This is a genomic window from Sphingopyxis italica, from assembly GCF_011926545.1.
Lineage (GTDB): Bacteria > Pseudomonadota > Alphaproteobacteria > Sphingomonadales > Sphingomonadaceae > Sphingopyxis > Sphingopyxis italica.
The window spans coordinates 104,211-125,565 of record NZ_JAATIT010000004.1 but is presented as its reverse complement, the minus strand read 5'-3'; the positions used below and the strand labels follow the sequence as shown (position 1 = coordinate 125,565).

21 protein-coding genes are annotated in these 21,355 nt (G+C 66.1%); 17 read left to right on the top strand and 4 right to left on the bottom strand.

What is annotated here, in order from left to right:
- Window positions 1–3 precede the first annotated feature (3 nt).
- From GGR90_RS14975 to GGR90_RS14935, 10 genes are all read left to right on the top strand, one after another.
- Entirely contained in the window at window positions 4–3,234 is a 3,231-nt protein-coding gene (locus GGR90_RS14975; RefSeq protein WP_167922217.1) for an efflux RND transporter permease subunit, read from the top strand.
- A complete protein-coding gene (locus GGR90_RS14970; protein WP_167922216.1) occupies window positions 3,231–3,590 on the top strand; it encodes a hypothetical protein in 360 nt (119 codons plus the stop codon). Before GGR90_RS14975 ends, GGR90_RS14970 begins: the two co-directional genes overlap by 4 nt.
- A complete protein-coding gene (locus tag GGR90_RS19655) occupies window positions 3,587–3,715 on the top strand; it encodes a hypothetical protein (RefSeq protein WP_280740883.1) in 129 nt (42 codons plus the stop codon). The genes GGR90_RS14970 and GGR90_RS19655 overlap by 4 nt, the downstream gene beginning before the upstream one ends.
- A gap of 122 nt (window positions 3,716–3,837) precedes the next feature.
- Entirely contained in the window at window positions 3,838–4,239 is a 402-nt protein-coding gene (locus tag GGR90_RS14965; protein ID WP_167922215.1) for a MerR family transcriptional regulator, read from the top strand.
- Between the two features lie 139 nt (window positions 4,240–4,378).
- Window positions 4,379–4,768 carry a DUF2946 family protein gene (locus GGR90_RS14960; RefSeq protein WP_167922214.1) on the top strand — a complete coding sequence of 130 codons (390 nt, stop codon included), beginning with the start codon at window positions 4,379–4,381 and terminating at the stop codon, window positions 4,766–4,768.
- Window positions 4,769–4,953: 185 nt separating this feature from the next.
- Window positions 4,954–5,436 (top strand): copper chaperone PCu(A)C, encoded by a 483-nt coding sequence (locus tag GGR90_RS14955; RefSeq protein WP_167922213.1) that lies wholly within the window; start codon window positions 4,954–4,956, stop codon window positions 5,434–5,436.
- On the top strand, window positions 5,426–6,049 hold the full coding sequence (locus GGR90_RS14950) for an SCO family protein (RefSeq protein WP_167922212.1): 624 nt from the start codon (window positions 5,426–5,428) through the stop codon (window positions 6,047–6,049). Before GGR90_RS14955 ends, GGR90_RS14950 begins: the two co-directional genes overlap by 11 nt.
- 330 nt (window positions 6,050–6,379) lie before the next feature.
- Complete coding sequence (locus GGR90_RS14945; protein ID WP_167922211.1) at window positions 6,380–6,679, top strand: TFIIB-type zinc ribbon-containing protein; 300 nt, start codon at window positions 6,380–6,382, stop codon at window positions 6,677–6,679.
- Between the two features lie 150 nt (window positions 6,680–6,829).
- Complete coding sequence (locus tag GGR90_RS14940) at window positions 6,830–7,756, top strand: lipid kinase (protein WP_167922210.1); 927 nt, start codon at window positions 6,830–6,832, stop codon at window positions 7,754–7,756.
- 215 nt (window positions 7,757–7,971) lie between these two features.
- Entirely contained in the window at window positions 7,972–8,784 is an 813-nt protein-coding gene (locus GGR90_RS14935) for a TerC family protein (RefSeq protein ID WP_167922209.1), read from the top strand.
- A 21-nt stretch (window positions 8,785–8,805) separates the two neighbouring features.
- On the opposite strand, the gene GGR90_RS19650 is transcribed toward GGR90_RS14935, so the two are convergent.
- The 4 genes from GGR90_RS19650 to GGR90_RS14915 all read right to left on the bottom strand — a co-directional run bounded on the left by GGR90_RS19650 (window position 8,806) and on the right by GGR90_RS14915 (window position 13,650).
- Window positions 8,806–9,504, bottom strand: a complete 699-nt coding sequence (locus GGR90_RS19650) for an energy transducer TonB (protein WP_167922208.1) — start codon at window positions 9,502–9,504, stop codon at window positions 8,806–8,808.
- A complete protein-coding gene (locus GGR90_RS14925; protein ID WP_167922207.1) occupies window positions 9,501–10,598 on the bottom strand; it encodes an alpha-hydroxy acid oxidase in 1,098 nt (365 codons plus the stop codon). Before GGR90_RS14925 ends, GGR90_RS19650 begins: the two co-directional genes overlap by 4 nt.
- Window positions 10,595–11,275, bottom strand: coding sequence for a Fe2+-dependent dioxygenase (locus tag GGR90_RS14920; RefSeq protein WP_167922206.1), 681 nt, complete (start codon window positions 11,273–11,275; stop codon window positions 10,595–10,597). Before GGR90_RS14920 ends, GGR90_RS14925 begins: the two co-directional genes overlap by 4 nt.
- Window positions 11,276–11,337: 62 nt before the next feature.
- Window positions 11,338–13,650 (bottom strand): TonB-dependent receptor, encoded by a 2,313-nt coding sequence (locus GGR90_RS14915; protein WP_342449949.1) that lies wholly within the window; start codon window positions 13,648–13,650, stop codon window positions 11,338–11,340.
- A 106-nt stretch (window positions 13,651–13,756) separates the two neighbouring features.
- Here GGR90_RS14915 and GGR90_RS14910 point away from each other — a divergent pair, with 106 nt between their 5' ends.
- From GGR90_RS14910 to GGR90_RS19515, 7 genes are all read left to right on the top strand, one after another.
- Complete coding sequence (locus tag GGR90_RS14910; protein WP_167922205.1) at window positions 13,757–14,527, top strand: response regulator transcription factor; 771 nt, start codon at window positions 13,757–13,759, stop codon at window positions 14,525–14,527.
- Complete coding sequence (locus tag GGR90_RS14905; RefSeq protein WP_167922204.1) at window positions 14,527–15,816, top strand: ATP-binding protein; 1,290 nt, start codon at window positions 14,527–14,529, stop codon at window positions 15,814–15,816. The genes GGR90_RS14910 and GGR90_RS14905 overlap by 1 nt, the downstream gene beginning before the upstream one ends.
- A gap of 57 nt (window positions 15,817–15,873) precedes the next feature.
- Window positions 15,874–16,908, top strand: a complete 1,035-nt coding sequence (locus GGR90_RS14900; protein WP_209023789.1) for an extracellular solute-binding protein — start codon at window positions 15,874–15,876, stop codon at window positions 16,906–16,908.
- 74 nt (window positions 16,909–16,982) lie between these two features.
- Window positions 16,983–18,488, top strand: coding sequence for an ABC transporter permease subunit (locus tag GGR90_RS14895; RefSeq protein WP_167922202.1), 1,506 nt, complete (start codon window positions 16,983–16,985; stop codon window positions 18,486–18,488).
- Between the two features lie 10 nt (window positions 18,489–18,498).
- On the top strand, window positions 18,499–19,602 hold the full coding sequence (locus GGR90_RS14890) for an ABC transporter ATP-binding protein (protein WP_167922201.1): 1,104 nt from the start codon (window positions 18,499–18,501) through the stop codon (window positions 19,600–19,602).
- A 186-nt stretch (window positions 19,603–19,788) separates the two neighbouring features.
- On the top strand, window positions 19,789–20,433 hold the full coding sequence (locus GGR90_RS14885) for an RNA polymerase sigma factor (protein ID WP_209023788.1): 645 nt from the start codon (window positions 19,789–19,791) through the stop codon (window positions 20,431–20,433).
- A complete protein-coding gene (locus GGR90_RS19515) occupies window positions 20,430–21,350 on the top strand; it encodes a FecR domain-containing protein (RefSeq protein ID WP_167922199.1) in 921 nt (306 codons plus the stop codon). Before GGR90_RS14885 ends, GGR90_RS19515 begins: the two co-directional genes overlap by 4 nt.
- Window positions 21,351–21,355: the final 5 nt, after the last annotated feature.

The following is a 21,355-nucleotide window of genomic DNA, read 5'->3' as shown; positions in this document are numbered from 1 at the left end:
GCCATGATCGCCCGTATCGTCACCTGGGCGGTCGACAAGCGCTGGCTTGTCGTCCTGCTCACCGCCATCGCCGCCATCATCGGGGCCGCCGCACTGTCGCGCCTGCCGATCGACGCGGTTCCCGACATCACCAACAACCAGATACAGATCAACATCCGCGCGCCCGCGCTCTCGCCCGAACTCGTCGAAAAGCAGGTCGCCTTCCCGATCGAGACCGCTCTCGCGGGCATTCCCGGTCTTGAATATACGCGCTCGCTCAGCCGCAACGGCTTCGGGCAGGTTACCGCGGTATTCGACGATTCGACCGACATCTACTTCGCGCGGCAGCAGGTCGGCGAGCGCCTGGCCGAAGCCTCCGAAAATATGCCGGCCGGCGTTCGCCCCGAAATGGGGCCGATCGCGACCGGCCTTGGCGAAGTCTATATGTGGACGGTGCGGATCGCGCACCGCAAGGATGACGCGCACAAGCCTGGCGAACCCGGTCTCCAGCCGGACGGCAGCTATGTGACCCCTGAAGGCGAGCGGCTCGTCACCGAGGCCGACAAGTCGACCTATTTGCGTACCACGCAGGACTGGATCGTCACGCCGTTACTCCGGACCGTGCCCGGCGTCGCGGGGATCGATGCGATCGGCGGCTATTCGAAGCAATATCTCGTCGTGCCCGACGTCCAGCGCCTCGCGGCGCTCGAGCTCAGCATGACCGATCTCGCCGAAGCGCTCGAACGCAATAACACCGCCGTCGGCGGCGGGGTCGTCGAGCGCAATGGCGAAGGGCTCGCCGTGCGTTCCGACGCCTTGATCCGGGATACGGCGGAACTATCGCGCGTCGTGGTCGCCACCCGGTCGGGGGTGCCGATCACGCTCGACCAGGTCGCGACCGTGCGAACAGGCCAGGCGGTGCGGATGGGCTCGGCATCCGAGGCCGGCACCGAAGTGGTCGTCGGGACCGCCATCATGCGGATCGGACAAAACAGCCGGAGCGTCGCGACCGCGGTTGCCGATCGGCTCGAGACCATCAACGACTCGCTTCCCCCCGATGTCGTCATCGAGCCGGTTCTCGATCGCACCAAGCTCGTCAATTCGACGATCTGGACGGTCGGCAAGAACCTCACCGAGGGCGCGCTCCTCGTCATCGTGGTGCTCTTCCTGTTGCTCGGTAATTTCCGCGCGGCACTGATTGCCGCGCTCGTTATTCCGATCACGATGCTCCTCACCAGCTTCGGCATGCTGCGCGTCGGCGTCTCGGCGAACCTGATGAGCCTCGGCGCGCTCGACTTCGGCCTGATCGTCGACGGCGCGGTCATCATCGTCGAGAATGCGCTTCGACGGATGGCCGAGCTGCAACATCGCCACGGGCGCATTCTGACCACCGGCGAGCGGCTGACCGCCGTTGCCGCGGCGGCGCGCGAGATGATCCGGCCCTCGGTCTATGGACAGGCGATCATCATCCTCGTCTATGTACCCTTGCTCACCTTGAGCGGGGTCGAGGGCAAGACCTTCATCCCGATGGCGCTGACCGTGATCATCGCTCTCGCCTTCGCATTCGTGCTGTCGCTGACCTTCGTGCCCGCCGCAATCGCCATCTGGCTGTCGAAGCGGGTCGAGGAGAAGGAAGGGCGCATCATGACCTGGCTCAAGCAGCGCTATGAGCCCGGCCTCGACCGGGCAATGGCCAAACCCAAGATCACGCTCGGCGCCGGGATCGGCGGCTTCGTCGTCGCGATCCTCGCTTTCTTCTCGCTCGGACAGGTGTTCCTGCCGCAGCTCGACGAAGGCGATCTCCTGATCCAGGCGTTCCGCGTGCCGTCGACGTGGGTCGAACAGAGCCAGGCGATGCAGATACCGATCGAGAAGATGCTCTCGAAGCAGCCCGAGATCGCGATCGTCTTCTCCAAGACGGGCACGGCGGACCTCGCGTCCGATCCGATGCCGCCAAATGCGACCGACAATTTCGTGATCCTCAAGCCGCGCAAGGAGTGGCCCGATCCGAGCCTCAGCAAGGCCGAACTGGTCGAAAGGCTGGAGAAGGAGCTGAACAAATTTCCGGGCAACGCCTATGAAATCACGCAGCCGATCCAGATGCGCTTCAACGAGCTGATCGCGGGCGTTCGCGGCGATATCGCGATCAAGGTCTATGGCGACGACTTCGACGCCATGAACGCCACGGCGCAGGAAATAGCGGCGATCCTGAGGAAGACCGAAGGCGCGAGCGATGTGCGCGTCGAAGAGACCGAAGGTCTCTCGATGCTCGACATTCGCGCCAACCGCGACGCGATGGCGCGGCTGGGCGTGACCGCACAGGATGTCCAGGATGTCGTCACCGCGACGATCGGCGGCCGCGAGGCGGGCACGATCTTCGAGGGGGACCGGCGCTTCCCGGTCGTCATCCGGCTGTCCGACGCGCAGCGCGCCGACCTGTCGGTGCTCGAACAGGTGCAGGTCCCGGTCGCGGGCGGCGCCTTCGTGCCGCTCGCGAGTGTCGCCGATATCCGCATCGTCGACGGGCCGAACCAGATCAGCCGCGAGAATGGCAAAAGGCGCGTCGTGGTCCAGGCCAATGTCCGCGACCGGGCGATCTCGGACGTGGTGGCCGATGCAAAGGCCGGCATCGCGAAAGATGTGCGGCTTCCCGCCGGCAGCTATCTCGAATGGGGCGGCCAGTTCGAGAATCTGGCCTCGGCCCGCGACCGGCTCCAGCTCGTCGTTCCGGCCTGCTTCGTCCTGATCCTCCTGCTGCTCTATGGCGCGCTTCGCTCGCCGCGCGACGCGGCGATCGTGTTCACCGGGGTGCCGTTGGCGCTGATCGGCGGCGTCCTTGCGCTGTTCCTGCGCGGCATGGACTTCTCCATCTCGGCTGCGGTCGGGTTCATCGCGCTCTCGGGCATCGCGGTGCTCAACGGGCTCGTGATGGTGTCGTCGATCCAGGAGCTCATCCGCACCGGCATGGCTCGCGCCGAGGCTGCGCGGCAGGGCGCGCTGATGCGTCTGCGCCCCGTGGTGATGACGGCGCTCGTCGCAAGCCTCGGCTTCGTGCCGATGGCACTCGCGACGGGTGCGGGCGCCGAGGTCCAGAAACCGCTCGCGACGGTCGTGATCGGGGGGCTGATCTCGGCGACGCTGCTCACGCTCTTCGTGCTCCCGACGCTCTACGCGCGTTATGGCAGCCGGGAGGCGGACCTGCGCGACGATCATCGGTCGGGTGACGACAGTGTCCCGGCAAGCGCGCCGGCATGAGCGCAAAGGGCAGGTGCGCGGCGCGTAAGGTCGCGCCGCTCTCCAGGCGGCGAGCGTCCTTGGCGCTCGCCGCTGCCGCGGCGCTGACGCTGGGCGGCTGCATGTCCGGACCGTCGGTCTATCCGGCGGTCCACAACATCCAGGATCCGCAACTCGAAATCTATTGGGTCCGGGTCCATCCGCGTTCGAACGGGGTGCTCGTGACCGGCAATGTCCGCCGTGCCGATATGAGCCGGACGGTGCATCGGGGCCATCTGCATGTCTCCGCCGACGTCATCGGGGCCGCGACGCCGGTCAGCGTGGACACGCGGTGGACCGGCCCCCTGTTCGCCGCTCTGCACGCTTCAGCGTCTTGATCCCGGACGTCGAAATCGACGCGATCCGGTCCATCGACGTCGCCTATCGCCGCGAGCCCGATGCGATGGCGCCGGCGCGCCCGGATGAGGCAGTCGATAGATCGAATGATGACGCAAAAAGCTGATATAGGCGGATGATCGCCGTGTCGCAAAGCGAACGTCCGGCGGAGCGATGCGGGACCAAGCCTCTCTCGTCGGGACGCCGCCGGCCTCGCCCAAGCAGGCTGCGGAGTGCGAAGGAGGATCGATGAGAATCGGTGAGCTTGCCAAGGCGACCGCCACGCGCGCCGAAACGATCCGATTTTACGAAAAGATCGGGATGCTCCCCGAGCCTGCGCGCACGGGCGGGAACTACCGCGACTATGAGCAATCGCATCTCGCGCGGCTGTTCTTCATACGCCGAGCGCGGGAGCTGGGGTTCACGATCGAGCAGATACGCGACCTGCTCGGGCTATCCGACGACAAGGACATGGCCTGCGACGCGGTCGATGCCGTCGCGCGCGATCATCTGGCGGACGTCGAGCGAAAGATCGCTGACCTGGCCGTGCTCCGGCGCGAACTCGAGCAGATGATTGCGCAATGCCGGCAGGGCAGCGTCGCCGAATGCGGGATCATGGAAGCCTTCGAACCGCCGTCGGATCGGGGGTAAGGTGTCGGCGCCGCCGCGATCCGCCAAGCAAGCACGAACCGCCTTCGGCCGAAGCGCGGCGGCTTTCTTGTCCCAGGGTGTCTTGATGACAGAGCGTGCGCATTCGCCTATGCGCCCCGGCATGCACCGGGTTCGAGCCATGATCGATCGCCATCGCGGGCTGGCCCTGTGGCTGGTGAGCCTCGCCCTGCTGATCAAGGCGCTCGTCCCTGCAGGCTATATGATCGGCGAGAGCCACACGCGCACGTTCGACGTGATCGTGTGCGCGGATGGCATGGGCGCGCCCATCGCCCGCCAGATCGCGATCGAGTTCGATGACAACGGGAAGCAGGCGGGCAAGCATGTCGGCGGCGGTGAATGCGCCTTCACCGCGCTCGGCCATGGCTCGATTGCTGTCGCCGACCTTGCGCTGCTTGTGCTCGCGCCCCTCTTCATTCTTCTCCTGGGCACCGCCGCCCCGCCTTCGGCGCCTGCCGCGCGCCTTACCCGCTTGCGCCCACCGCTCCGCGGCCCGCCAGCAGCAGCCTGACTCTCTGACCGGAGCGGCCGTTGCCGTGTCCGGCAACCGGATGCCGGCGGCGCCAGCCTTAGACGCTGCAGAAATGCGCTGCCGTGCGACCGGTCTTCCGGCCTTGTCGACCCTGAAAAGAGGCGCTCGCCTGGCCGGGCCTATGGCCATCACGGCCCCGAACCCATTGCATTCGGAGTATCCCGATGAAAATCTCATTTCGCCTGGCAGCGCTTGCGCTGCTCACCGCCGCGGCGCCGCCGCTGCTCGCCGCCAGCCTCACCGCCGGCGCGCTCGTCATCGACACGCCCTGGTCGCGCCAGACCTTGCCGACCCAGAAGGTCGGCGGCGGCTATCTCAGCATCACGAACAAGGGAAAGGTCGACGACCGCCTTGTCTCCGCAACCAGCAGCGCCGCGCGCGAGGTGCAGGTTCACACCATGTCGATGGACGGCAGCGTGATGCGCATGCGCCCGCTCAAGGATGGCGTCGCCCTTCCCGCCGGCAAGCGGGTCGATTTCAAGCCGGGCGGTGCGCATCTCATGTTTATCGATCTCAAGCGTCCGCTCGCCCTCGGCTCGACGGTGCCGGTCACGCTCCGCTTTCAGCGGCAGGGTGCCGTCACCGTGCAATTCAGGATCGAAGCGGTCGGCGCCACCGGTCCGTCGGAGAAGCGTCATGGTAACTGAGCCGAGCGCAACGCCGCCGCTGGTCATCGTCCGCCGTGTTCTTTGGGGTCTTGTCGTCCTCGCGGCTATCGTCGGTCTCGCCCTGGCTTTCGTCCCCAAGAACCGGTCGACTTCGGCGGCGCCCGCCTATGAGGACAGTTTCGGAGGCCCCTTCACCTTGCAGGGAACCGACGGCAAGCCGGTGACCGAGAAGACGCTTGCGGGCAAGCCGTTCGCGCTCTTCTTCGGTTTCACAAGATGTCCCGAAGTCTGCCCGACGACGCTCGCCCGTCTGACGAGCCTCCGCACCCAGCTCGGCGCGGATGGCGACAAGTTCAATATCGTCTTCGTCTCGGTCGATCCCGAGCATGACAAGCCCGCCGACATCGGCAGCTATATCTCGCTGTTCAAGACGCCGATCTATGGGCTGACCGGCACCGCGGAGCAGCTGGCGAAAATCCAGAAGGGCTATGGGGTCTATGTGAAGAAGGTCCCGATCGAGGGCGGCGATTACACGATGGACCATACGGCCGCGATCTTCCTGATGGACAGGCGCGGCAAGTTCGTGACGACGATCGACTATCACGAGAATGACAAGGTTGCGCTCGAAAAGCTGAAGCGCATCATTGCCTGACCCGCAACCTCCTGGGCGATCCAGACCGGATCGCCCAGGGTTTCAACTGGATGAAACGCAATGGGCGGAACCGACCGGGCAGCTCATTGCAAATGGAAGGCGACTGCCTATGTCTGATGCGCGGGCCGGGCCCCTCTGGCGATCCCATGGATCGCGATGTCGGACCGCATCGGGGATTTTCCGATGCCGGCTCGATCATCACGCCCTGCACGCGCATCGCATCCCCGGTCCGATCATGAATGGAGACCATGCGATGAAGCAATTACCACCCCGTCTTGCCGCCGAGCCAAATCGACCCGAGCTGCGCGTGTCGCGCGGGAGAAATGCGCGATGACCGGCCCGGCAGTCGGCATGCCTTGCCCGGCGTGCAAAACTCCGCTCGCGATGTCCGACCGACAGGGCGTCGAAATCGACTATTGCCCGCAATGCCGCGGCGTATGGCTCGACCGCGGCGAGCTCGACAAGATCATCGAGCGCAGCAGTGCGGCCACGCCTGCAGCGCCCGCGGCTCCGGCCCCGGCGCAGCAGCCCTATCCTGCCGCGTCCCATGGCTGGGACCCGCGCTACGGAGGCCATCACAAGGGTTATCCGAAACGCCGGAAATCTTTCCTCGAGGAATTGTTCGACTGAAGGTGAAGGGCGGGGCCGGAAGACCGGTCCCGCTCCACCGCAGCCTCTTCCCGGCGCCGACGTGGCGGCGTATGAAGCATCCCCTCGCCGCGGCCTCCGCAAGGATCTGCGCCGATGGCCCGAAGCTTTCTCCCAGACAGGAATGCCCCGATGACGTGGCCCAAAGGTACGCGCGCGCTGTTGCTGCACAATGCCAAGGCGCGCCAGGGCCAGCAGGCGCTTGCGCCCGTTCGCGAACGCCTCGCTGCCGGAGGTCTTCTGGTGACGGTCGAACCGTTCGAGAGCCTGCCCGAGATCGCGCGCGACGTGACACGGCTGCATCAAACCGCCGATATCATTGTCGTGTGCGGCGGCGACGGTTCGATTTCGTCCGCCGCGCCCGCGGTGATCGAGAGCGGCCTGCCGCTGGGCATCATCCCCGCCGGAACGGCGAATGATCTGGCGCGCACCCTGTCGATCCCGCTCGATTTCGCGGCGGCGGCCGATGTCATCGTCGAGGGTCACAGCCGACGGATCGATGTCGGCACGGTCAATGGCCATGCCTTCTTCAATGTCGCGAGCATCGGGATCAGCAGCGAACTCGCACAAAAGCTCGACCCGGCGATCAAGAAAAGGTTCGGGCGACTCGGCTATGCCGTCGCCGCGCTGCGGGTCATCCTGGCTGCCCAGCGGTTCCGCGCGAGGATCAGGGAGAAGGGCGATTCGAGGACCGTCAGCACCTATCAGGTCGCGATCGGCAACGGACGCCTCTACGGCGGAGGCAATGTCGTCGAGGAGAATGCCGCGATCGATGACGGAACCCTCGATCTTTACAGTCTCGAGGTCAAAAACCTCTGGAAGCTCGCCCTCATGCTCCGCGCCTTCCGGTCCGGCACGCATGGCGCGTGGAAGGAAGTGCGCACCGCCAGATGTGTCGAGTTCGACATCGAGACGCGGCGACCGATGCCGGTCAACACCGATGGCGAGATCGTCACCGCAACGCCGGCGCATTTCCGGGTTCTGCCGAGAGCAATCTCGGTGCTCGCCCCGTGCGAATGCCCCGTCACGGCCCGGCAATTCCCGCTCTATCACCATTGAGCCGAGGACCGGCAATTCACCGCGAAGCCCTTGTGAGAAGGACGGTTTTGCCGTAGATCGCGAAGCGCGGGCCGGGCCCCTCTGACGGTCGTACAGCGACGGCCGTGATGTCGGACCGCATCGAGCGACGCTCGGTGCAATTGTCTGCGTTCCCATCGATCTGCACCTTCGCGCGACCGGTCTAGTGGCAGCATCGCTGAGGAAGGGCGTTCGACATGGAAGGCTTGGTCACCCTGTTTCAGGATCCCGCGGTCTGGGCAGCACTGCTGACGCTCGTGGTGATGGAAATCGTTCTCGGCATCGACAACCTCATCTTCATCTCGATTATCTCCAACAAATTGCCCGAAGCCCAGCGCCAGAAAGCTAGGCGCATCGGCATCTCGCTCGCACTGATCATGCGCCTTGCCCTGCTTTCGGTGATTGCCTGGCTCGTCGGGCTGACGGCAATCGTCGTCGATTTCGGATTGCAGGGCATGCCGGACGCCTATGGCAAGCCGAGCTTCGAGACCGCCTTTTCCTGGCGCGACATCATATTGATCGCGGGCGGCCTCTTCCTGATCTGGAAGGCGACTTCGGAAATCCATCATAATGTCGATCCCAATCCGAACGACGATGTCTTCAATGCGGGCAAGAAGGCGCTGACCTTCGGATCGGCCATCGTCCAGATACTGCTGCTCGATCTCGTCTTCTCGGTCGATTCCATCCTGACTGCCGTGGGCATGACCGAACATCTGCCGATCATGGTGATCGCGGTGGTCTCGGCGGTTCTCGTCATGCTGCTCGCGGCCGACCCGCTGGCAAACTTCATCCGCGACAATCCGACCGTCGTGATGCTGGCGCTCGGCTTCCTGCTGATGATCGGCGTCGTTCTCATCGCCGACGGCTTCGGAGCAAAGGTGCCAAAGGGCTATATCTATACGGCCATGGCCTTCTCGGCAGGGGTCGAGGGTCTCAACATATGGGCGCGACGTCGGCGCGAGAGGACGCAACGAGGCAGCGCAGACACCGACAATGAAGCATCGACTTGAGCGGCGCCTGATGCGGCAGCGTCACTCGGTCGTCGACCCCTGCAGCATGAAGGGTATCTCGACCGAACCGCGCACCTGAACCGCTACGCCCTGCCTGATGGTCGGGCGCCAGCGCCATTTGCGCACCGCCGACAGCGCCGCTTCATCGAGACGCCGATGCCCGCTGCTGCGTGCAATCGTGATGTCGACCACGTTTCCGTCGGCGCCGAGCAGGACCCCAAGCAGCACCGTGCCCTGCTCGCGGACGCGCCGCGATTCGCGCGGGTAGCGCGGCGGCGGCGCATGGATCATCGAGGCCGAGAGGTCGCCGGCCGAGACGGGGCGCGGCGGCGCGGGCGCCGGCTGCGGCCCAGGATCGGGCGCAGCAGGCGCAGGCTTCTCGACGACCGGCTCCGACCGGGCGGCGACCGGTGCAGGTGCAGGCGCCGGAATGGGAATGAGCGGCGTCGGGGCGAAGATCGCCGGCGCGGGAACGGGCTTCGCCGGGGTCGGGGGCGGCGTGGCCGGTGGCGCTGGTGGCGGAGGCTGCTCGAGGTTCACCACCTCGATGCGCGGCGCCAGGCGCTCGAGTTCGGGCAGGCCGCGATAAAGGAACAGGGGCGCAAGCAGGCTTGCCGTAATCAGCAGCACGAGGGTCGCGGCGACGGGATCGACCCGATTCCGCTCGCCGTAGCGGGAGCCCACAGAGTTTGGAGGCGCAGCGATCGAGCGGTGCATCATGGCCGGTTCGCCAGCACGGCCTCGTCGACGGCCGCCACGTCGGCGCAGCCGGTCAACGCCATCGCAAGTTCGAGCTCGGCGCGCAGCAAGCGCAGGACATGCGCTACGCCGACCGCGCCGGCAGCCGCGAGCGCGAAGATATAGGGCCGGCCGATCAGCACGGCGCGCGCGCCGAGCGCCAGCGCACGAAGTATGTCCGTGCCGCGCCGTACCCCGCCATCCATCAGGACGGGAACGTCTGCACCGACCTCACGCACCACGGCGGGCAACAGATCGATCGCTGCGGGCGTGCCGTCGAGCGTTCGTCCGCCATGGTTCGAAACGATCAGGCCATCGACACCCAGATCGACTGCGCGTCGGGCGTCTTCGGGAGTGGCGACCCCCTTCAGGATGATCGGCAGCGAGGTTCGTTCGCGCAGCCAGCCGATCGCCTCCCAGGTCGGCGCCGCGGCGGCGAGAGGCGTTCCGAACAGCAGCGCATCAGGGGCAGCGGGCGGCAGCCCCTTCATGCCGCGCAGATTTACCGCCTCGATGCCCGCAGGCAAAGCAAAGCCCGCGCGCTGTTCGCGCCATCGCATTCCGGTCGCGGGCGCATCCACCGTGACAACCAGAGCATGATAGCCAGCGCGCTCGGCGCGTGCGACCAGCGCCGCGGTAAAATCGCGATCGGGCTGAATGTAGAGCTGGAACCAGAGAGGCGCGCTCGCCTCGGCGGCGAGGGTTTCGAGGTCGACACTGGCCTGCGTGCTGACGACCATTGCGCTTTCGAGCGCGCTCGCCGCGAGCATGGTTGCCAGTTCGCCATCGGGATGCGCCATGCGCTGGAAGGCCACAGGCGCGAGCAAAATCGGTGCCGCCAGCTCGCACCCGAAGAGGGTCGTGCGCGTGGTCGCCGTCCCAAGATCCCGCAGCACGCGGGGATTGAGCGCGAGACGATCGAAGGCGGCGACATTTTCGCGCAGCGTCCATTCGTCGCCGGCCCCGCCCGCGAAATAGGACCAGGCCGCCTCGCCCATCCTCTCACGCGCGAGCGGTTCATAATCCCTGACGGCAGCGATATCCTGCGGGATCGCGCCGAGCGGCGGCAATGTCATGTCGCGGCCCATTCGCGCAGGAGATTGTGATAGAGGCCCGTGAGCCGCACCACTTCGGGATCGTTGGAGTCACGCGCGGCCAGCGCCTGGATGCTATCGTCGAGCTCGAGCATCATCGTGCGGCGGACCTGTTCGCGCACAAGGCTCTGTATCCAGAAGAAGGCCGCGATCCGCGTCCCGCGCGTGACCGGCATCACCTGATGCAGGGAGTTGGCAGGATAGAGGAGCAGGTGTCCGGCAGGCAATTTCACCTGTTCGCGGGTCATGCCGAACTCTGCGACCAACTCACCGCCGTCATAGGTTTCGGGCTCGCTGAGGAAGAGGGTCGCCGAGAGATCGCTCCGCACCCGCTCGCGCGTTCCGGGCGCGCTGAACACGGCGCTATCGATATGGCGCCCATAGGCACCCCCGCCCGCGTAGAGGTTGAAGCGCGGAGGCAGGATGCGGACCGGAAGCGACGCCGCGACGAAGCGCGGGGTCGCCGCAAGCCGCTCGACGATCGCCGCGCCGATTTCGAGACCAAGCGGATCCGCATCGGCCAGCTGGAGATTGGTCTTGGCGCGCGCGGCGACATGCCCCGCCGTTCCGGCGCCATCGCGCCAATTCGCCTCTTCGAGCCGCGAACGGAGTCCGGCCGCCTCCTCGGAAGAGAATACGGCCGGAATCTCGATCAGCATATCTTGTCTCCGCCCCCGCGCCGCCTGCTTTCGCCGGGCGGCGCGAAGGCGCCATCCGTCCATCAGAATCGGAAGCCGGCGCTGACGAGATAGCTGCGCGGCGCCCCCAGACTGGCGCGCGTGCCATTCCAGTTGGTGGTAAGCGCATACTTCTCATTAGCGATATTGTCGATGTTGAGCCGAATATCGATGTTGTCCGTCAGGTCATAGGACAGCATCGCGTTGACCAGTGTGTAGGAGGGCAGTTTCCCGAAGATACCGTTGGGGATCACCCGCAGCGCATCGTCGGGACGGCCGAGGAATGACGAACCTTGATGCTGGACGCCGCCGGCCACGGTCAGGCCGAAGGGCAGACGATAGCTGGTCCAGAGCGTCGCCGAGAAGTTCGGCGTGAACGCAAGGCGATCGCCGCTCAGACCCGATGCCGGAAAGGCAGCGCTGTAATCGCCGGGGTTGCCGAAACCGAGCGCGGTCTCCATCGCGTCGCTGAGCTGGCGCTTGCTGTCCATCACGAGCACACCACCATAGATATTCCAGTCGGGTGTGATCTGGCCGCTGACACCGAACTCGCCACCTTCGACGATGAGCTTCTGATAACCTTGCAAGCTGTTCGTGCCGGCCGCTGCCGGACGACCCACGACGGGCACGTTGCGCTTTTCGCCGCGGAAGCCCGCGAGGGTCAGCGAAAGGCCGCCATCGAACAGGTCGAGCTTGCCCCCGATCTCATAATTGATCGAACGCACGGTCTTCGTGCCCGCGATAAGGCCCGGGAAGGCGTTATCGCCGGTCCGCGAGATGTCGGGGTTCGAAAGATATGAACCCGGAGGCAGCGCCGAGCTGCCGAACGAGGCGTAGAGGCTGGCGTTGTCGGCCGGCTTCCAGGTCAGACCGACCTTGCCGCCCCAGGTGAAGGGCGAACGTCGGAAGCTATCGAAGGCCCCGGTCGGCGCGCCCGCCACGGTGCTGCTGTCGATATCGACGCGGTAGCCCTCACCACGAATGCCGCCACTAATCTCGAACTGCTCACCGAGCGAGATCGTGTCGTAGAGAAAGACCGCGAAAGTTTCGATGTCGGCGACGGCGCGCTCGGTCGGGACGAAGGCGACCGCGGCAGTGCGCGCCGGATTGGGGTCGAACAGGTCGGCATTGCCGCCGTTCGCGGTTGCGAAACGCAGGGCGTCGGATTTTTCCCAGCTCAGCTCGACGCCGGCCGCGACCGAATGGCCGATGCCGCCGGTGTTGAAGGCGGCATTGAGCGCGAACAGGTTGCTGAGGCTGGTGTTCCGGCGATCATAGAGCCAGGTCTGGGTCGTGACCGTCGCCGGGGCGGTGAAGCCGGTCGGCGCCGTCATGCGCGAACGCCGGTCGACGCGCGACCAGCGGGTCTGGTTCGACAGGACGAAGCCGCTGAAGGGCTCATATTCGATGCGACCAATCACGGCGTCCGCGGTGGCATCGTCGAAGTCGCTCGCAAGGCCATAGTAGGCATCGCGCGGAGCGCCTGCGGTCGCGGCGTTATAGCGGAATGTCCCTTCGATCGTCGCGCCGGGAACGCCCCAGTCGGGCGTGTCCCTACGTTCCAGATGCTCCCATGCGAGCGAAACGCGGAGGTTCGTGCCCAGGCCGGCAGCTATCGACGGCGCAACGCCCCAGAATTTGTTGCGCGCCAGATCGCGGCCGGGAACGCCGCTGTCCTCTGCGACGGCGTTGAGGCGAACAGCGATGGTGTCGCCGAACGGCTGGTTGATATCGATCGTGCCGCGTTTGCGCTCGCGGCCGCCATATTGGTCGAAGCCGACGCTGACATCGCCTGCAATGAACCCGTCGAGCGTCGGACGTTTGGTGTTGATGTTGACGTAGCCACCGGCGCTGCCCCGGCCGTTATCGGCGGCGGCGCCCTTCACCACCTCGACCGACTCGACGTTGAAGACGTCCCGGGCATAGCTCCCCGAATCGCGCGCATTGTCGATGAAGACGCTGCCGCTGCTGTCGAAGCCGCGCATTGTGAAATTGTTGCTCGAGGTCCCGAAGCCATTCTCACCGGCATCGAAGCTGATACCCGGCGTGTTGCGCAAGACGTCCGCAAGCGTGCGGGCGCCACGGTCCCGAATGACCTCTTGCGGGATGACGCTGATCGTCTGCGGCGTATCCAGCAAAGGCGCGGTCGCCTTGTCCGATCTGCTCTCGGTCCGGCTGTAGCTCTCGTCGATCGCCGTATCGGTAACGGTAACTCCGCCGAGGCGCGGTTCTTCCTGGGCCATCGCCGGGGTCGTACCGGCCATCAGGCCGATGCCAGCCAGCGCAAGCAAGGCGCTCGGCGAGGCCGAGGCGGTCGCTTCCTTGGATTGGCGATCGGTCGGATATTTGTCGGTCACGTTGCATTCCCCTTGGAAATTGATAATCAGTCGCAATCTCAAGCGCGCCTAAGGGAGGGAGCGGGACCGGCTGTCAACGGCGGCGGAAGTCCTGCAAAAATTGAAAATGATCACGCAACAAATCAGCAATAATCCGGGGGCGGAATATACGCCTTCGACGCGTGCGGGACCGCCGACAATCCTGATCGTCGACGACGACGCCGGCATGCGCGCGGCATTGCTCAAGGTTCTGCGTGCCAACGGATTTCACTGCCTGAGCGCCGCCAACGGCTATGTGATGCTCGACGTGCTGGCCGACCATCCTGTCGATCTCATCCTGCTCGACGTGATGATGCCCGGGATCAGCGGCTTCGATCTTTGCCGGAACCTGCGCCAAGTCGACCGGAATGCGACGCCGGTGATCATGATCAGCGCGCGCGGCGACGAAAGCGACAAGGTGACGGGCCTCGAGCTCGGAGCCGACGACTATATTGCGAAGCCCTTCGGCGATCGGGAGCTGCTTGCTCGCGTCCGCGCGATGTTACGTCGCGGGCATGTGGCGCCAGCTCCGGCGGTGCGGCTGCGCGAACTGCGCTTCGGCGCGTGGCGGGTTGATCTCCCACAGCGCCAGCTTTTCGCGCCATCGGGGGCGCGTGTCGAGCTGTCGGGAGCCGAATATGACCTACTCGTCACCTTGCTCGAAAACCCGCAGCGGGTGATCGGCCGCGAACCGCTCCTCGAAATGTCGCGTTCGCGTCTCGGCAACGCTTCCGACCGCACGATCGACGTCCTGGTATGCCGGCTCCGCCGCAAGCTTGGTGACGAGGAACGACGCGAGATCATCCGTACCGTCCGTGGCATCGGCTATATCTTCACGGCGGAAGTAGAACGGCGCTGATGCTGCGGCGGTTCCGGCTTCTGGACGGGCTGCGCGGCCGGATCGCGATCGCTCTGTTCGCCGCTGTGCTTGTGCAGTTTGTCGGTAGCGAGATCATCTTTGCCAAGGCCGAAGAGACGCGCATCGAACGCGGCCGTTCGCAGCGTCTGGCCGACTGGCTCCTGTTCGCCGACGCCTTTTTCGACACGCGGCCCGACGCCGTCGAACGAATGAACGCGATGTGGGAACCTCGCCTGCTGGTTGCGCGGCGAGATGCGCCGCCCCCAAGCAGCCGCGGCGAAGCGACGGCCGACATTGTAGCGCTGCAGCCGGGGCTTCGGGAACTCGACTTCCGTGCCGACCGCGATGGGGAAGCTCTGGAAGGAACGATCAGGTTGACCGGCGGCGGATGGCTCAGCTTTCGGTCGGAAGACTATTTTCAGGGCTCGTCGCTCTTATATCATTACTCCGTCTCGTTGATCCTCCTCGTCCTGATCGTGCTGCTGCTGGCATTGGTCTTCGGCCGCGTGATCGGCAGGCCGCTCGAGCACATCGCTGTCGCGGCGGAACGCGTCGGCGGCGACGAGCGTGTCGCAGTCGAAATCGATGGCCCGCTCGAGGTGCGCCAGGTGGCGGCCGCCTTCGATCGCATGCAGACACGGCTGCTCGATCATATCGGCGAACGGGTGCAATCGCTCGCCGCCATGTCGCACGACCTTAGAACACCGCTGGCTCGGCTCAGGCTCAACGCATCGACCGTCGATGATGCCGACACGCGCGCCGCCCTCGAGCAAGACATCGCAGAGATGGAAGCCTTCGTTACCTCGATACTCGACTATCTACGCGGCGACGATCCCGAGCCCGAGCAGCCCATCGACATCGCATCGATCGCAATGACCGTCGTCGACGAGGCGTCCGATGCGGGCGGCGACGTCAGTTACGCGGGTCCCGACAGGCTTGAAGCGATGATGCGGCCGCTCAAGCTCAAAAGGCTCCTGCGCAATGTCGTGCAAAATGCCGTGCGCCATGCCGGTAATGCTCGCCTCAATTTCTGCCGCGAGGGTCGAGAATTGGTCTTTACGATTGATGACGACGGGCCAGGCATCCCCGCGGACAAACTGGCCGAAGTGTTCGAACCCTTTACGCGCGTGGAAAATTCGCGGAGCCGCAGCACGGGCGGCGCAGGTCTGGGGCTGGCGGTCGCACGGCAGCTTTCCCGCCGCATGACGGGACACATCAAACTGGAAAACCGGCCTGCGGGGGGACTCGTGGTGACCATCCGGCTGCCATATCGCCCCGGGCAGAGTTGAGAGTCGTTCGCAACAATGCTAGGTCCAGGTCTCTGAGGATTGGAAAAGGAGCCAGTTGTGCGGAATATTGCTTTGGTCGCGTCCCTGTCGGCAGTCTCGCTGCTGGCGGCATGTTCGAGTGGAGAAAAGGCAGCGGGGACGCAGGAGGTCAACCTCTACACCGCGCGCCATTATGACAGCGACCAGGCGCTCTATGACCGTTTCACCAAGGAAACCGGAATCAAGATCAACCGCATCGAAGGCAAGCCCGACGAACTGGTCGCACGCATGAAGAGCGAGGGCGCCAACAGCCCCGCCGACCTGTTCATCGCCGCCGACGCCGGCGCGCTTTGGCGCGCGCAGGAAGCAGGCTTGTTCCAGCCGGTCGAATCCGAAACGCTGACCGCGCGCGTTCCCGCAAACCTGCGCGAGCCCGCGGGCAACTGGTATGGTTTCACACGCCGCGCGCGCGTCGTCGCTTATGATGCCGCCAAGGTGAAGCCCGAGGAAATCGACGATTATGCCAAGCTCGCGACGCCACGCTTCAAGGGCAAGATCTGCGTCCGTTCGTCGGACAGCGTCTATAATCTTTCGCTTGTCGGCGCACTGATCGAAGCCTGGGGGCCGCAGAAGGCTGCCGACTGGACCAAGGGTGTCGTCGCCAACATGGCGCGTCCGCCGGAGGGCGGCGACCGCGACCAGATCCGCGCGGTCGCGGCCGGCGTGTGCGAGGTCGCGATTACCAACAGCTATTATTATGTCCGCATGGCGACCGGCGACGACGCCAAGGATCGCGACGTGACGCAGAAGGTCAAACTGGGCTTTCCCAGCCTCGACGGCCAAGGCACGCATGTAAATGTCTCGGGCGGCGGCGTGGCCAAAAATGCCCCGAACAAGGCCAATGCGATCAAGCTCCTCGAATTTTTCGCCTCGGCCGATTCGCAAACGCATATTTCGGCGAATAACGGCGAATATCCCGCCTCGCCCGACGTGCCGGCGCCCAAGCCGGTTGACGCCTATGCGACCTTTACCGCCCACCCGATGAGTGCGGCGGCCTTCGCCAGGCGTCAGCCCGAGGCACAATCGCTGATGAGTGCGGCGGGCTGGCGCTGACACCGCCCGCCGCCTCCCCGTCCCGGCTCCGCATTTCCCCCATAACCAGCCTCGCCGCCGTCGCGGGGCTGGTCGTGGCGCTGCCGATCGCCGGCGTGGTGCTGGCGGCGTTCGGGACCGAGACCGCCGACATCGCGGCGCGCGACATCGCGCGTTATGCGGCGACCTCGGCGTGGCTTGCGCTGCTGGTCGGGATCGTCACCGCGCTCGTCGGCACTCTCGCCGCCTGGCTGGTGGCGATGTACCGCTTTCCCTGCCGCGACCTGTTCGCCTGGGCGCTCGCCGTGCCGCTGGCGGTGCCCGCCTTTGCGCTCGCTTACGGCTATGGCGATCTGTTCGATGTCGCGGGGACGCTGCGCACGGGGCTGCGCGGGGCGACCGGGTACGATCTGCCGTTCGAAATGCGCAGTATCGGCGGCGCGACCTTCATCCTGTCTGCCGCCTTCTATCCCTATGTCTATCTCGCGATGCGCGCCGCCTTCATCAACCAGTCGGTCGGAACGCTCGAGGCGGCGCGCATGCTGGGCTGCAGCGGCACCGGCGCGCTGTGGCGCGTCGCGCTGCCGATGGCGCGCCCGGCGCTCGCCGCGGGGGTGGCGCTCGCGGTCATGGAAACGCTCGCCGACTATGGCGCGGTCCAGTTCCTCAGTGTCCAGACGCTGACCACCGGCGTGGTGCGCGCCTGGTCGGTCTATGGCTCGACGGTCAGCGCGGCGCGGTTCGCGCTGCCGCTGCTCGTTGCCGCCGCGCTGCTCCTGTGGCTCGAGCGCGCGAGCCGCCGGGGCCGGACGCATGAAGGGGGCAAGGCGCGCTGGCGCGCGATCAACGTCCAGCAGATCGGCGGCGCGCGCGCATGGGCGGCCTTTGCCTTCTGCCTGTCGCTGCTCACCGCGGGATTGCTGCTGCCGGTCGGCTGGCTCCTCTGGAATCTCGCGCAGACCAATGCCGACTGGCCGCGCCTCGTCGCGGCGACGCGCACCAGCCTGTTCCTGGGCGTCGCAGGTGCGTTCGTCACCGTCGCGCTCGCGACGATGCTCGCGCTGGGCACGCGCCACCTGCCGCTCGCCGGGCGGATTGCCAGCCTCGGCTATGCGACGCCCGGTGCGGTGATGGCGATCGGCCTGCTGGCCCCGGCAGGGGTGATCTGGAATCTCGCGCCGGGATCGGGCGCCGTCATCGCCATCCTACTGCTGATCACCGCCTATGCCGCGCGCCTGATGGCGGCCGCGCTCGAGCCGATCGACGCCGGGCTGGCGCGCGTCACGCCCTCGATGCGCCATGCCGCGCGCACGCTTGGCCGCGGCGAAGCCGGGGCGGCGCTGGCCGTCGACCTGCCGGTCGCGCGCGGCGCGATGCTGACCGCGGGTCTGATCGTTTTCATCGACATCCTGAAGGAACTGCCAGCGACCCTCATCCTGCGGCCGTTCGACTTCGACACGCTGGCGGTGATCGCGAACAATTATGCGCTCGACGAACGGCTGGGCCAGGCCGGATTACCTTCGGTCCTGATCGTCGCGCTGTCGATGCCCGTCGTGGTCTGGCTGAGCGGGCGAATTGCCGATGCGCGGCCGGGGACCTAGGACAAGCCGCATGTCGCCCTCCGCTCCGCTATCGTCCAACTCTCCGTCGGCCTCCCCCGCATCGAGCGCCCCCATATTGGAGGTCGCCGACGTCGCGCGCCTCTATCCTGGCCGAGCCGCTGTCGAGGCGGCAAGCCTTACGCTGGCGCCCGGCCGCGTCGCGTGCCTGCTTGGTCCCTCGGGCTGCGGCAAGAGTACGCTGCTGCGCATGATCGCCGGGCTTGAGCCCGTCGATCGCGGCGCAATTCGCATCCATGGTGCCATCATGTCCGAACCCGGCGCGACGACCGCGCCCGAGCAGCGAGGCGTCGGCCTGGTCTTCCAGGACAATGCGCTGTTCCCGCATCTCGACGTCCGGGGCAATATCGGGTTCGGGATCCAGTCGCTGGGCGCCGCAGCGCGGCGCGAGCGTGTCGCGGGGCTGCTTGCCCGCCTGCACATCGACCATCTCGCCGACGCCTGGCCGCACATGCTGTCGGGCGGCGAGCAGCAGCGCGTCGCAATCGCCCGCGCGCTGGCGCGCGAGCCCGCGCTGCTTCTGCTCGACGAGCCCTTTTCGGGCCTTGACGGTCATCTGCGCGGCGCGATCCGCGACGCACTGCTCGCCGACCTCCGCGCGATGGGAACCAGCGTGATGATCGTCACCCATGATCCCGAGGAAGCGATGGCGTTGGCCGATGATCTGATCCTGATGTCCAACGGCCGGATTCTGCAGACGGGAACCGCCGAAGACTGCTATCGATATCCCGCCTCTCCCGCCGCAGCGCGCCTGCTGGGCGAGGTGATCGTCCTTTCCGGGTCGGCTCGGAATGGCGTGGCGCAGACGGTGCTTGGCGCGGTCGAGGTGCCAGGCGCCGCGGACGGCCCCGCCGAGATACTGCTGCGCCCGGAGGCGCTCAGCATCGGGCCAGCGGGCGCTCCCGCCACCGTCATGGCCGTTCGCTTTGTCGGCAACGGCTATCGCATCCATCTGGAAAGCGGGGCGCTTGCCTTTTCGATCAGGCAGCAGGAGCCGCCTCCGGCGCCCGGCGAACATGTTTTTGTCACGCTCGGCGCGCCCGCCTCGGCATCCACGCAAACGGCGCGTCCCGCGACGGGTCCTCGCGAAAATTAGACTCGATCTGGATCCATCTCCCGCACTGCCGGCTTGCAAGCGGCAAGCTCGGGGCTATGCTTTGTCCCGCATCGGGCAAGGCGCACGGTGCCAGGCGTGAGAACCTGCTTAGTTTGATTTTTCCTGATCCATCCTGCCGGGTGGCCGCTGCGCATGTCCAAGCCCTCGGGCTAAAGGCGGCGGCGCTTGTTCGCTAAGCAAGTTCTCAACGCCCGGCTTGCCGCCTTCGTCCCGAACGGGAAGGCGGCAGGTATGGACTTCGAGGACAAGGACAGCGAGCGACCGGGAATTGCCGGCGGCGACCCCTTGCCGCCAGAGGATTGGGAGCGGGTCGGGCGCTCGGCGCGCATCGAGGCGATCTACTCCGAGCACCGGCCGCACATCACCCGCTTCTTCCGCGGACGCGCCCCGAACCAAGATGTCGGCGACCTTGTGCAGGAAGTCTTCAGCCGCTTTGCGAGTGCGCGCGGCGGCCTCGCTGCGCTGGTCGAAGGCCCCGGAGCCTATCTCGTGAAGAGCGCCCGGATGCTCCTCGCCGAATATGGTCGCGCCGACGGGCGCCGCCACCGGTCGCAGCACGACAGTTTCAGTGACGAGCATGAGGGAGCGAGTGACCCACACGCGGCGCTCGAAGCGCGCGACGTCCTTCGCCGGGCAGAAAGAGCCATTTCGAGGCTATCTCCGCTCACGCGCGAGATTTTCCTGATGCATCGCTTCGAAGGACTACGCTATCCCGAGATCGCTCGAATCAAGGGAATCAGCGTGAAGACGGTCGAAAGCCACATGACCAAAGCCCTTGCCGCCATCAAGCGCGCGCGGGGTAAGCAGTGAGCCGCGCCGATAGCGAAGCCACCGCCTGGCTCGACAAGATGATGGGACCCGATGCCGAATTGCACCGGGAAGCGTTCGACGAATGGCTGGCCAAGCCGGGCAATGCCAAGGCTTATGACGAAGCGCGCGACAATTGGACCTGGGCTGGAGACATGTCGACCGCGCGGATCGCGGCCGATGTGCGGGCCGACGCTCGGGAGCGTGAACCCGGCGGGCGGCGATGGGCGTTCGCCACATTCCTCGCTGCGGTGATCGCAGTCGGATTCGCATGGTATCTGGTCGGCCGCGACAGCGATCAGCCGATCATCGCCACCAATTCGGCGCAAGGCGAGAGCCAGCTCGCCGACGGGACGCGCGTGACACTGATGGACGGCGCCCGCATCGAGACGCGCTTCTCGGACGGCGAACGCCGCGTCATTCTGCATGACGGCCGCGCCAGGTTCGAGGTCACACACGACGCATCGCGTCCCTTCCTCGTCGAGGCCGGAGATTCAGTCACGCGCGCGCTCGGCACCATCTTCGAGGTCGATCTCCGCGCGGATGTTCCGCGCATCGCATTGGTCGAAGGCTCGGTCGAGGTGCGGCGCCTTGAAGGCGGAAAGGCGCTTCGCCTCCGTCCCGGCGAACGCGCCGAGGTCAGGTCGACCGGCCCCCAGCCGATAGCGGACGAGCAGGCCAACGCGCCGGCCAAATCGCTGTGGGCCGACAATCTCCCGCTTGGTGCGATCCTCGACCGCGCGGGCCGCGAGAATGGCGTCAAGATCAGCTTGGCCGATCCGGCGCTGGCATCGCTGCAGGTGACGGGGCGCTTCGACGTGACCGATGCCCGGAAGCTTGCGCTGAAGCTCGGCGCCGCGCTCGATCTCAAGGTCGAGTTCGGTGCGAACGGACCGATTCTCGGCGCGAAATCCGAGTAGGGCAC